The sequence below is a fragment of the Pantoea sp. App145 genome, from assembly GCF_047947045.1.
Classification (GTDB): Bacteria; Pseudomonadota; Gammaproteobacteria; order Enterobacterales; family Enterobacteriaceae; genus Pantoea.
In genome coordinates this window covers 907,517-920,709 of sequence record NZ_CP133290.1, presented here as the reverse complement: position 1 = coordinate 920,709, position 13,193 = coordinate 907,517, and the positions used below count along the sequence as shown (strand labels likewise).

Genomic DNA, 13,193 nt, shown 5'->3' with positions numbered 1-13,193 from the left:
CTCATTCATTAACGTAATAAGGTGGTTTGGTTAGCGCTGTAACCAGGGGATGAATGAGACCATCCTGAATATCTTCAAATGTTGTTTAATATCAAATTGAATTTTTAACGTATGGATTCTCGGATTAAAAAAGAAATATCCTGTGGGGGGATTTTGGGTACTGATTGATTTGAGAAAATCATGTGATGTCTGACAGCATGAAGAAATCAGCAGTGCTGATAAAGCCAGCACCGCTGAGATAAGATGCAGGAAATGTTTATCCTGCCACGCGCGCGCGCAACGCAGATTTTTCCGCTTCGGTCAAAAACGCAATGGCCACGCCATTTTCCTGCGCCTGGCGCATTTCCGCCACACTCAGCCCGGCCAGGGGGGCCGCGACCTGATATTCATGTGCCAGCTCAATCCCCTGAACTGCCGGATCATCGGTGTTGATGGTGGCGAGAATACCGTGATTGAGGAAGGCTTTCAGCGGATGGCTGGCGAAGGAGGAGACCGTGCTGGTCTGAATGTTGGACGTCAGGCAGGATTCGATACCGATCTTCTGCTCAGCAAGAAAATCCATCAGCGCACGGTCTTCAATCGCCTTCACGCCATGACCGATACGCTCGGCCCCCAGTTCACGAATCGCCTGCCAGATGCTTTCCGGACCTGCTGCTTCACCGGCGTGCACGGTAATACGGAAACCTGCATCGCGGGCGCGGTTAAAGTGGCTGAGGAATTCACTGCCTGGGAAGCCCAGCTCGTCACCCGCCAGATCCACCGCGGTGATGCCATCACGATGCGCCAGTAAACCTTCCAGCTCACGCAGACAGGCTTCTTCGCCAAAGGTACGGCTCATGATGCCGATCAGGCGGATATCCACACCGTATTGCTGCACACCCGCGCGCACACCATCAATCACTGCTTCCACCACACCGGCAATCGGCAGCTGATGTGTCATCGCCATATAGCCGGGTGAAAAGCGCAGTTCGGCGTAATGGATTCCGGCACGGGCCGCGTCCTCGACGTTTTCCAGCGCAATACGACGGCAGGCATCAAGATCGCCCAGCACCTTCACGCCCCAATCCAGTTTTTGCAGAAAGCTCACCAGATCCGGCTCGTTTTCCGTGACCTGCACATGCGGACGCAGCGCTTCAAGGCTGGTGGCAGGCAGGCTGAGATTAAACTGGCGGCCTAAATCAAGAATGGTTTGCGCCCGGATGTTGCCATCAAGGTGGCGGTGAATGTCGGTAAGAGGAATTTTGGAATCAAACATGGCGCACTCGCTGAGTTATTGTGAAGTGCAGAGCATTATAAAAACTTCTTGCGCAACAGCGCCAGCAATTTGCGCAAATGCGTGGGCGGATGCTGCATAAAGCAGCATCGAGGCTGAAATATCGGATGTTGTTACGGATTTCTGTCGGGTTGTCGCGACGCGGTAAATGAAAAAAAAAGCGGCTGGTCAGCCGCTTTTTTAAAGTGGATTACTCAGGCATGCCTTCGCTGGTCTGGCTGCCCAGCATATAACGCGACAAGAACTGCTCCAGCGTCAGTTTGTCACCGTTCATGGTGACCTGGCCATTGGCGTATTGCAGGCTGGTAGTGATGTTATCATCCTGCTGCTGCGTCAGACGGAACATCTGGCCCATCGCCGCCAGCCCTTTCACCTGCTGATCTGCCAGTTTCTGCGCATCATCGCCCTGATAACCTTCCGCCAGGCCAACATGGCGCATCACTTCCGTTGCCATCGGCATATTGATCACCAGCTTGCCATCAAGCGTTTTCAGCACGCGATCAACAGCGGCACTCAGCGTCTGCGCCTCGCCTGTTACGCTGGCCGGATCGTTAAAACCAACATTCAGGTTAAAGGTGCTTTCGCCTTTATCGTTCTTCCAGCTTAGCGGCGCGATGCTGAGGGTCGGTGAACCTTTCAGCAGCGTCGGCAGGTTATTCATCAGGATGGTATGCACGCCTTCCTGATAGCGGATCGGATCATCGATCAGCCCCGGCTGACTCAGCAAATCCTGAATTTGCGCGTTATAACTATCGGAGAAAGCTTTCACTGCCTGGGCATCAAACTGCGCCAGTTTCATGGTGATCTTAGCTTCGCCGAATGGCTGTTTTTGCAGGCTGATATTGCCGACCTGATAGTCAATCTGGCCGCCAATCTTGCCATCTTTATTGTCGAACGAGGATGTACCGTTCATTTTTTCCAGCGTCAGACCTTCCTGACCATTCACACTGGCTGTCAGCTTATCCAGCGCAATGCTTTGATCGCCTACGCGTACCCCTTCCGGGCTAAGGTGGGTGTCGCCATTCACCTTCAGGCCGTTAAGGGTAAACAGCACCGGCTGATTAACTTCGTTCTTGCTGGCGAAAGCGATACTGGAAAAATCGCCCTGCAGGCCAATATTGTCGCCTTTCTCATCGGCACTAATATTCAGCGTGCCGCCGTTAGTCGCCAGACGTACGCCATTCTGTGCGTCCTGATAATCGGCCGGCAACAGCGCCAGCGCGGTGTCAGTGGCACCGCTGTAGCCAATGCGGGTATCAGCACTGACCAGTGATTTGCCGTTGGTCAGCTCAAACAGTTTCTTCACCGCATCGGTGTTTTCCAGTTCGCTATGTACCGATGCCATACTCGGGAGGAAAACGCCGCGCTTCAGCTGTGAAAAAGGGAAGGGACCGTGATCGATAACGGTGTTCAGCACAATGCTTTGACCCGGCTTCAGTAACGGGTTGTCTTCAGTTTGCGAACTGGCCTGCAACACCAGTCGAGCTTTACTGCTGAACAGGCCGCGCTGGTAATCCTGATAGCTAAGCGTCAGGCGGCTGTTCGGCGCGTAAGCGTTGAGCTGCGCATTGGCGTTTTGCACCATCTGATCAATATGGCTTTCCAGTTGCTTGCCGGTGAACCAGGCGGCACCGGTCCAGATTACCCCGAGAGCCACAATCACACCTACGGCAACCTTGGTCTTTTTCATCGCTGAGTCGTCCTTATCCTTGCGTCCGCATACGCTGCTGGCCTGTGCGCGACGGGTGAAGAAAAACGCCCGCAGGCGTTTTTAATTAATAGTTTGAAAATGATAGCAGTTAACGATGCGGGCGTCAGCCGCTTCAGTGGAGGGCGTTGAATACGCGTGCCAGACGGCCAGTGCCTGCTGCGGTGACCGGTGACTCACAGGCCGCGATAAAGCAGGATTCACCCGGCTGTAATACCAGCTGCTCGCCTGATTTCTCAATGATTGCCTGGCCTTCGATGCAAAACAGCAATGCGGCGCTTTGCTGGGCCAGCGCCTGGGGCTGAGCGTGCAGGGTATGAATGGCGAAAGCAAAATCCTCGACCGGGATCGGGAAATTCAGGGCGTCTCCCTGTTGCTGTGGCTGGGTCAGCAGCGTAGCGGCGGGTTTGGCGTGGAATTTCAGGTTTGCCAGCAGCTCAGGGATGTCGATAAATTTCGGCGTCAGGCCAGCACGCAGCACGTTATCCGAGTTCGCCATCACTTCCAGTGCCACGCCCTTCAGGTAAGCATGCGGGGTTTCGGCAAAAAGGAACATCGCTTCGCCCGGTTGCAGAGTAATCACGTTCAGCAGCAGCGGCGAGAACAGGCCGCTGTCGTCGGGATAATCGGCAGAGATGGCTTTGATAGTCTGCCAGGGTTCACCCTCACGGGCATTAAGCGCGGATTTCAGCACGCCAATTGCCAGCGACCTGGCATCACCGGTCAGTGACAGCAGAGTGGCGAACAGTTTGGCCAGATTGTCTTCATCAGCATTTTCCAGAAAATGGGCAATTTGCGGATGGGCTCCGGCCACTGGCTCCAGCAGCGAAACGATTTCATGCAATTCGCGGAAGCCATTCATGGCCTGAAAGGGTGTCAGTGCGTACACCAACTCGGGTTTGTGGTTGGCATCTTTGTAATTACGCTCGGCAGCGCTCAGCGGAATCCCGGCAGCGTTTTCACGCGCGAAGCCCACTTCAGCCGCGCTTTTACTGGGATGTACCTGAATGGATAACGGTTGGTCGGCGCACAGCACCTTAAACAGAAACGGCAGTTCGCCGAAGCGATCCGCCACCGCGGCACCCAGCATGGCGGTTTTGTCGGCATCAATCACGTCACGCAGTGAACGGCTTTCACCATTGATCTCCACAGTGGAGGGGCTTTTCGGGTGTGCGCCCATCCACAGTTCCGCCATCGGCAACCCCTGCGGGTTAGCGATGCCGTAGAGTTCTGTCAGTGCGGTTTTGCTGCCCCATGCGTAGTTTTGCAACGAATTGTTCAATTTTTGCATCATTTGTCCCCAGTAACGATAGGCTTATAAGCATTTTAAGGCATAAAGTGCCATTGAAAATACATCAACCAGTGCAATAAATGCGAATGACTCTCATAATGTAAAATTCTGAAAAGTGACAATCTTGCCCGCTCAGTTGGCCTTGCAGCAAGAGGATGCTGGGCGTAAACCTCAAAAATATGAGTTAAGGAGACGCAGTCATGGCAGCCCATCGCATTGAAAAAGACTCAATGGGTCCGATCGAAGTTCCGGCAGATAAGTTGTGGGGAGCGCAGACACAGCGCTCGCTGGAGCATTTCCGTATTTCGACCGAGAAAATGCCGGTCGCTCTGGTACATGCGCTGGCGCTGACCAAGCGTGCCGCCGCTCAGGTTAACCGCGATCTGGGCCTGTTACCGGCTGAACGTGCCGATGCGATTATGAAGGCTGCTGATGAAGTGCTGGCCGATAAACACAGCGAAGAGTTCCCGCTGGCGATCTGGCAGACGGGCTCCGGCACGCAGACCAACATGAATATGAACGAGGTTCTGGCTAACCGCGCCAGTGAAATTCTCGGCGGTGAGCGTGGTATGTCGCGACTGGTACACCCGAACGACGATGTCAATAAAAGCCAGAGTTCTAATGATGTGTTCCCTACCGCTATGCATGTGGCCGCCGTGATTGCGGTGCAGGAACAGCTGATTCCGCAATTGCAGGTACTGAAAAAAACGCTAAACGACAAAGCCGTTGCGTTTAAAGACATCGTCAAAATTGGCCGTACTCACCTGCAGGATGCCACGCCGCTGACGTTGGGCCAGGAGATTTCTGGCTGGGTGGCGATGCTGGAACATAGCCTCAAACATATCGAACACAGTATCCCGCACCTGGCGGAGCTGGCGCTGGGTGGCACGGCGGTGGGCACTGGCCTCAACACCCATCCCGAATATGCGGTGCGTGTGGCTAAGGCGCTGGCGGAACTCACTAAACAGCCGTTTGTGACGGCTCCGAATAAATTTGAAGCGCTGGCGACCTGCGATGCGCTGGTACACGCGCACGGTGCGCTGAAAGGTCTGGCATCCTCGCTGATGAAGATTGCCAACGATGTGCGCTGGCTCTCTTCTGGCCCGCGTTGTGGCATTGGCGAGCTTTCTATCCCGGAAAATGAGCCGGGCAGTTCCATTATGCCGGGTAAAGTCAACCCGACGCAGTGCGAAGCGGTGACCATGCTGAGCTGCCAGGTTATCGGCAATGATGTGGCGGTGAATGTGGGTGGCGCATCGGGTAACTTTGAGCTGAACGTGTACCGTCCGATGATCATCCACAACTTCCTGCAATCCATCCGTCTGCTGGCTGACGGCATGGACAGCTTTAATCATCACTGCGCGGTGGGCATTGAACCGAACCGCGATCGTATTGAGCAACTGCTGAACGAATCACTGATGCTGGTCACTGCGCTTAATACCCATATCGGTTATGACAAAGCGGCAGAAATCGCCAAAAAGGCCCATAAAGAAGGGCTGACCCTGAAGGGTTCGGCGCTGAAGCTCGGCTATTTGACCGAAGAACAGTTCGATGCCTGGGTCCGACCGGAAGATATGGTCGGCAGCCTGAAGCAGTAAGCTGCACGAGAAGGGAAGGCCAGCGATGCTGGCCTTTTTTATGCCAGCCGATCGCACCACAAATGCAGGCGGGGAATGATCAAATGCAAAGGTTCCGCCTGTGGCTTATAGCGATGCGCCACGTTATCCGCGTCATAATCCAGCAACTCCCCCAGCACCGGCACCTGGCTGCGATCGCGACAGAGCACCAGCAGCGGTGAAGGACAGGCGAGCTGAGTTTGCTTCTTCTCCTCTGCACGCCAGACCCGCGCGACGGGCTGGACTTTCACCGGTCGTTTGATTTTCAGCCTGGCGTTAACCGGCAGATCGCGTACGGTTTCCAGTTCCTGCTGCACTTTCTCTGCCCACTGCTCTCGCGTCCACGGGGCCTGCGCCCGATTGGCTTTCAGGCTGCGTTCCAGTTGCTCGATAATCTCTTCACGTTTGACGTTCTTGATGATGTTCTTATTGGCCCAGCCGAAGCGCAGGCTGTCGGGCGCGTCAAGCACAGTGACGTTGCGGTAAGCATTCAGGGTGATCAAACCACGTAAATGCTGGTGAACGAACTCGAAACGCGCTTCGGCAGGCAGGCCAGACTCCACGGTGATCAGCTGCTCGAGCCGCAGCTTGAGCGCGTTAATTTCCGCGACTAACCGGGTGATGGCGTCGCTGCTGGCTTCATCGGCTTCAATGCAGATAGCACCAGGCAGCCGTACCGCGGCTTTGGTGCTGAGTTTCTCCGACTGATGCTGCATAAACAGTCGGCAATAGTGCGCAAGCGCCATCTCACGCGCGGCTTCCCCCAGATGCTGGGTCACTTTGATGCGCGAAATCTCGTCATGTTCATGGCCTTTTTCGATATCAGGCAGACTGAACACCCGGGCAATCAGCAGCGGTTGCTGCTCAACCTGCTGGCGTAACGCCGCTAAATTCTGCTCCAGCGCGTTAACGCAGGCATGCAGGTCGGAAATCAAATCGTAACGAGCCATGCGATGTCTCCCTAGTTACAACATACCAAATGTGGCAGCGAAATAATTCACTGGCAAGCACGGTTTGTGATTACAACATACTTAATGTGTCTGACTTACCCCCCGATCGGAAGCATTTTTATAAAATGTCGCTGAGCAGGCAGGGCATTGCCCCACCTGCCTGTCATCGCATTTAAGGTGTTAATTTAATAGGATTATAATTGCTATCAAGCGCCTCTAAAGCAAATTCATCAATAGGAATCTCACCCCATCCCATTCCCTTTTGAGTAAATTGTCCCAGATAAAAAGTTTCACGCTCCTTGAAAGCGCAATAAATATTTTGCAGAACGCTTTTCAGGTCTGTCATATCCATGAGTGGCTTGCCGTCCGGACCTATTTTAGACATCAGGTAACCACCATAATGTTTAAGGAGTTTCGGTGTGCTCATAAACAAATCCGGATTTTTTTTAAGGGCGTCTTTGATGTCTATTTCAAGTAATACTTTTTTTAGTTTAGTAGGGTCAGCGTGTTCCGAAAAGAACTCTATTGATTGCTTTATGTCGGTTGAAAATGACAGGGCTTTTCCTCCGGTTCCAGTGCCTCCGGTATGGACGATGATGTTTTTCAGATAATTATCGGGATCGGTCACCTGCTCGCCAACGGAAGCCCTGCGTCGTACACCGATGTCCTTCAGATTAGCCTTCGCATCAATAGTGTGGCCGCGATATAACTTTTTCTTCATTTTATAATAATAATTTTCAATATGTTTAAGGCATGTAATGGGTTCGTGCATCTTTTGCCCTTTTGCCTTTAAATCTCTCTTTAGATCTATCCAGAATTGTTTAATCTCAGGGCTTCTTAGCGCATTGTCGAGAACTGGCCGGTAAGAACGTAACTGTTCCTTAGTTAAATTTAATGCAGAGCAAATACCGGATGGGGTACGCTTTCCGCGTCGGCAGATATTCGCAGTGCCGCCTATTGCTCGTTGGGGTAGATCCGACGTCATGACGACTTTCTGTGGCTTATGTAGCCAGAAAGTACCTAAAGCTTTCTGCTTAGCGACTTTGTTCCTGAAATCACTCAGAGTGGTGACGAAATCGTTCTTTAGGTTAAGTACTTCTCTATCTGTTAATGGTTTTATCATGCCATTTTCTTTTGGGATGATTTTGACATTGTCTAATTCATGCAACTCAAACTGTGAGTTTGATTTGTTGTAGGAAATAGGAATGCCTCGCTCTTTTAAAACGATGCCTTTATCCCTCAATGAGTTGGCAAGATCATCAGCAATTTTTTCTATATCATCCATGTTTTTTATTTTTTGGGTTAACTCTGTGACTGTGTCGAGATCTCCAGTTTTGAGCAGTGTATCTAATGACTTTTGACTATTTTTTGTTTTAACGGCTAAAGATTGCACCAAATCGCCTTGTCGATGGGCGATAACCTCTGCAGTACCTTCGCCATAAATTCTGTTAAGAGCGATGGTGTTATTATTAGCCTTACTTGATGTTATTCCTTTATCAAAAACATTCATATTGTAATCTGTCATTGTATGCAGATCATCTAACTGGTAAATATCACCGGTTCCAGTCTGATTGATTGTTTTTTTATTAGTGTATATCTCGGGTTTGAACTCGTCCGCATTGCTTTTTTTGGCAAAATCGATATGCTTGCTGGCTGTTGCTCCGGCTCCTGCGCTTTCTGATACAATCTCTTTTGCCATTCTTTTTTTAAGAGCTTTGACTGCTATTTCTGCCGAGTCACCCAGGTCCATCCCAAGGCTAAGAACTTCCGTAAATGCCCCCCAAAAAGCATCTTTCTCACCTTCAACGGTATCGGAATTCAGGAATTTCCCTATCTCTGCCCCGAGACTGACGCCAGCGCTGAGTAACTGAAGCACGGCTCCAAACGCAGTTCCGGTGCCAGGAATCGCCATTGCTAACACCGACACAGCAAGTGTTGACCAATCAAGTACAGTATCTATTAATCGCTCATGAGAGTTTTTTATCAGTGTATTAATGTCAGAATTTTTCTTCTCTGAGAATGCAACGGCCAGCTGCTGCTTATAATCATTGGCTCTGGAAAATTCAATCGGATATGGGAAAGGGAGGGGGTGATAAATGCCAGTCATTTTGTCGAAATATTCTGACGGTTGAAATGCTTTAAGCACAGGATCTCTACCTGCATCGTAAAGAGACATATGCTGCAAACACCATTCTTTATGACGTTCACCTATTTTTTTCGCATCACCGGGAATAATCTCACATCTGCCATTTTTTACTGATACTGTCAGGTAGGACCCGTCCTTACCTTTTAAGGCTATGATTTCAGCCAGTCCGGCTGCGTGCTTCTTGCCTGATGAATCTATAAATCTAACCTTCATCAGTTCAGGTTGTTCCACCCCCCTCATAAATTTATCAATAGCATCACTATATATAGCGCTATGCTTTGACCAATCCGCCTTGTTCCTGAATTCTTCAAGAGAAGTTTTAATTGATAATTCATGGTAGGTCGGTAAGGAAATCATGTTTCCTAACTCATTTACTTTATTGGTGAGAAAAGCTTCCACCCTATCCGGGAGATAAAGGAGGAATTTATCAAATGCCGCGCTGTGTTGGACAAACTTTTGTCCGCTCAGCTTAGCAGCATTTTCCTGCACACCAAAGGCATAAACTGTACCAATTCTTGCGGGGCGTCCCAGGCCTATATCACGCATCGTCATGCGTTGCTTGCTCCCGCCAACGAATCCGACTAATATTTCACCATCAGGAGTGAGTTGCTCTGGCCTCAGTTCTGGAATGTCTGTGTCTTTATATTTCATTCCCGCTATGCTTTTGAGTTCATTTGTAATGCAAATGTCAGCTAATTTATTAAGGTCATATTCGTATCTTATGGATTTTATAGCGCTAGCGAGTTTATTGAAAATGTCTGCGGCTTTATCTACATCTGCTTTTTTTACCGGGAATTCCCCAGGGGCTACGTTTCCCACTGCTTTCTGAAAAACATGATTAATCCTTTCATTTGCTTCCTCGCATAATAATTTCGCTGCCTCTTTGGGACCTTCGGAAGTGTGCCAGAATGCATAATTTGACAGATCTGTTGTAAATTTATTACCGTCTGCTGTAGTGACACCTTCATGCATATTTAGATAGCGCTCCGTATAGGTGTTAATTTTTTCATTGAGGAGCAATTCCATCTCTTTCTCTGCCGCAGCAACAACTTCAGCACCACCATCAGAAAATTCATATTTTTCTATTTCATTATGCAGAGCATTGTTTAGTTTTTCTCTTAATGCAATAGTGACATCAGTTTCGAATGGTGGGGTAGGGCTAAATAAATCTGTGGCAATTTCTTTAAATGGTGGATTTACCTGGTTACCATCAATAAAGGTTTTTCCTTCAAAGAGAAAAACGAGTATGTTAGTGTAAAAGAGTCTGTTTTTCCAGAGTTCGTCATCTGATAAGTCGGAAAGGTCTGATTTATCCCGGGCTTTATTAATAACGTCCTTCAAATCGGGATTTGTCCGATTTTGATAGATGAACTCGTATTTTTTCATGTAGTCGTTAACTAACCCGCCGATGTTTTTTTTGACGGAATTAATCACAGCACCGGTATAGCCTGGGTTTGAATGATCATTACGGAAATTATCAATATATTGGGTGAGGTTTTTTTGTATATATCCCGATATATCCTCTTTGACCCTCTTTCTGTTCGGAAAGGAAATGCGAGAAGTTGATATACCATTATTACTGTTTATATCCCGATTTTCTCTGGGTCCATCCGTTGTGGTTGCCTGTGCTTTCGATGCCCACAATGCTGCACCACCGGCAATCGCCACGGCTGCTGCCGTTTTTGGTCCCTGATATTTTGCGGCTACAGCGGTCGTACCAATCAGCAGCGCCGTGTCCAGGTTAGCCGTGATCAGTCCGGCTGCACTTTTGCTGGCTTTTTCTCCCAAATCTGCAAGCGTATTGCGTAATAAAGGACTTTTACTGTTTTTCAGTAAAGACACAATCGGGTCAATATCTTTTAATTTATAACTTTCTCCTGGTTTCTTCGTTTCTAACTGGGAGAAGATGTTATACAAGGCGGGCAAGTGATTAATCAGTGCCGCCCCTTTTTGCGATGATTCACTGGTAGCGAAAGGCTTAGTGATTTGTTGTAACCTTAATTCTGCGCTGACCGGGTTGGTCGTCCATTCTTTCCTTAATTGATTTAATGCCCGCAGGGTAGCCACACCCTCCTTCATATAAGCAACTTTTTTGCCCAGACTCCACATGTTGCCTAAAGGACCGAGGGTTTCTTTGCCAACTTCCATGGTGAGCGCCTTTGCAAATCCCACCGCTCCCAACCCGCCGGGAACCCGGTTATAAGCATTGAGCACCTTGCCCAGATGTTCCAGTGGCGGGTAAGCCTTAGTGACCATCATTAATAATTCTGGATGGGCAACCACATAATCTTTAAACAGAGTACTGAATGCGGAAGCAACCGTTTTGCTGCTTTCTGCAACGGAAGCTGTTTTCGGCAAGGATAGATAGGCATCGAGAACCGGTAACAGGTGCTGTGTACTGCTAATCAATGAATTTAACTGCGTGGGTAAAAAAGTTTTTAGCTGTGTGTTTTTTTCTGCGCATTTAGCAAGATCCAGCAGCCAGCGTAGTTTATCGCCAGGTGAACCTGTTGCCGGATAGGTTTGCGCATTGCGTAATAATTCCAGTGGGGCCAGCCATTGTTTATCGACGATCAGGCTTAGCAAGCCTTGTGTATCAGGTTTACTGAGCAGATTGGCTGCCCATTGTGCTTTCCCACTATTATCAGCATGGGCTGGATAAGACTGGATATCATTAAGAACGTTTTGTCCCTGTTTAAGATAGTCCAATACTTCATTAAGCTTCGTCAGTGCCGACTTCGGGATTACGGCTTCGGTAAATGCTTTTACTGCCGGGTTATTAGCATGTTTAAGAACGTACAGTGACTGGGATACCACGCCAGCAGGTAAATGACCTGACTGTATTTCCTGATGTATATCATGAGCTAATTTCATCATGCCCATACATTTTTCCAGAGATTGTGGCAGGTATTTTTGTGCCTGGACGCTGGTTAAAGAATCCAGCAGCCAGCCGGCTTGTTCTGTTCGGGTTTTTGGCCAGGTTTTTTTACCGGCAGAAAATGTTGATATATCTGCGACCAGTTCCGTTAATGTTGATTCTGGCAACCATGAAATGAGTTCCGGTGTTTCCTTTATTTTGCCGGAAAACCAGGTGATCTGATTGCTGATTTCAGCCGTGGCCGGGAAGTCGCGATATATTTCGAGTAACTTAATGCTATTATCCAGGGCGGAACATACAGGTTGTAAATTGCTGCTAATGTTCTCACTCAATTTTGAACCCAGTTTTCTTTCCTGCACCAGGCGTAGCATACACTCAAGCTTGTGTAATGATGACTGATCAGATTTCAGTGCATTTAATAACTCCATGTTATTATAGATGCTTGATATATCCTCAATCAAAGTTTCTACCAGTGCTGAATCTGTTAAAACTTGCGATAATATTTTCTCTACAATCTCCGGGGATATAAGCAGGTTGACATAATCAGAGACATTGACTTTTTTCGTTTTGAATTGAGACACATCGAGTTTTTTTAATAATGCCTCCGTTACATCACATGCTGCCTTCAGCCTGGTATGCATCGATGCTGGCAGGTATTTAGTTGCCACTTTTCCGGACAGCTGCGTGCTTAACTGGTTGACGGCGCTGCCGATTTGCAGATAGTTGGGTGCAGCCTGCTGTAACCCATTACTGGCTTTTAATAGCGCTGACAATGCCTGAAGTACGGTATTTATCTCTGCAACCTGTGGATCATCTGCATGGTCAGAAAATACCTTTGCAAGCCGGTCGGTACAATTGCTGCTGTCTGACTTATTCCAGTCGCGGTGGATATCTATGAGAGCATTAACCAGTTCAGGCGCTTTTTTGCTTAATGATGCCAGTCCGGTCGATTGTGTGATCCCTTCCAGGCATTGCCCGACTAATTTTGCGGCAATGTTTCTCGAAAAGTCTGTCAGACAGTTTTTTATCGCGGCTAACTCATCGACTGCGGGCGTCTTCTTTGTCGGCGTGATGGTTTCGTTCTGATGAGTGACGGATTCATAATAAATGTCTTCTTCTGCATCAAAAAAAGGCAATTCATCTTCGTCTTGTGTGATGTCTGTAATGAGTTGCTGGATGTTATTCAGGGCGCTATCGAGCTGTAAATCTGAGGTGGTACGATCGCACTCAGGCGTTAATAGCCCACGTAATGATGTGTTTCTCTCCTTTTTCTTGTTCTCAGATGCATGTTGTTTAGATTCATTTTTTGTTTCCCGGGGCGACAATTTCAG

General features: G+C 48.9%; 6 protein-coding genes. 1 reads left to right on the top strand and 5 read right to left on the bottom strand.

Annotated elements, in window-relative coordinates; all coding sequences use genetic code 11:
- Nucleotides 1-256: 256 nt before the first annotated feature.
- The 3 genes from add to manA all read right to left on the bottom strand — a co-directional run bounded on the left by add (nucleotide 257) and on the right by manA (nucleotide 4,272).
- Nucleotides 257-1,255, bottom strand: coding sequence for an adenosine deaminase (add, locus tag RCF31_RS04080; protein WP_416412588.1), 999 nt, complete (start codon nucleotides 1,253-1,255; stop codon nucleotides 257-259).
- 208 nt (nucleotides 1,256-1,463) lie between these two features.
- On the bottom strand, nucleotides 1,464-2,963 hold the full coding sequence (locus tag RCF31_RS04075; protein WP_416412587.1) for a YdgA family protein: 1,500 nt from the start codon (nucleotides 2,961-2,963) through the stop codon (nucleotides 1,464-1,466).
- A 133-nt stretch (nucleotides 2,964-3,096) separates the two neighbouring features.
- Nucleotides 3,097-4,272, bottom strand: coding sequence for a mannose-6-phosphate isomerase (manA, locus tag RCF31_RS04070; protein WP_416413211.1), 1,176 nt, complete (start codon nucleotides 4,270-4,272; stop codon nucleotides 3,097-3,099).
- A gap of 200 nt (nucleotides 4,273-4,472) precedes the next feature.
- Between manA and fumC the strand changes: the two genes are divergently transcribed.
- Entirely contained in the window at nucleotides 4,473-5,870 is a 1,398-nt protein-coding gene (gene fumC / locus RCF31_RS04065; protein ID WP_416412586.1) for a class II fumarate hydratase, read from the top strand.
- 38 nt (nucleotides 5,871-5,908) lie between these two features.
- Here the strand turns inward: fumC and tus are convergent, their stop codons facing one another.
- Complete coding sequence (gene tus / locus RCF31_RS04060) at nucleotides 5,909-6,838, bottom strand: DNA replication terminus site-binding protein (protein ID WP_416412585.1); 930 nt, start codon at nucleotides 6,836-6,838, stop codon at nucleotides 5,909-5,911.
- Nucleotides 6,839-7,010: 172 nt separating this feature from the next.
- Nucleotides 7,011-13,187 carry a hypothetical protein gene (locus RCF31_RS04055; protein ID WP_416412584.1) on the bottom strand — a complete coding sequence of 2,059 codons (6,177 nt, stop codon included), beginning with the start codon at nucleotides 13,185-13,187 and terminating at the stop codon, nucleotides 7,011-7,013.
- Nucleotides 13,188-13,193: the final 6 nt, after the last annotated feature.

Bases quoted from the DNA above. Each gene is read 5' to 3' on its own strand.
- add (WP_416412588.1), bottom strand. From the start codon at position 1,255: ATGTTTGATTCCAAAATTCCTCTTACCGACATTCACCGCCACCTTGAT.
- RCF31_RS04075 (WP_416412587.1), bottom strand. From the start codon at position 2,963: ATGAAAAAGACCAAGGTTGCCGTAGGTGTGATTGTGGCTCTCGGGGTA.
- manA (WP_416413211.1), bottom strand. From the start codon at position 4,272: ATGCAAAAATTGAACAATTCGTTGCAAAACTACGCATGGGGCAGCAAA.
- fumC (WP_416412586.1), top strand. From the start codon at position 4,473: ATGGCAGCCCATCGCATTGAAAAAGACTCAATGGGTCCGATCGAAGTT.
- tus (WP_416412585.1), bottom strand. From the start codon at position 6,838: ATGGCTCGTTACGATTTGATTTCCGACCTGCATGCCTGCGTTAACGCG.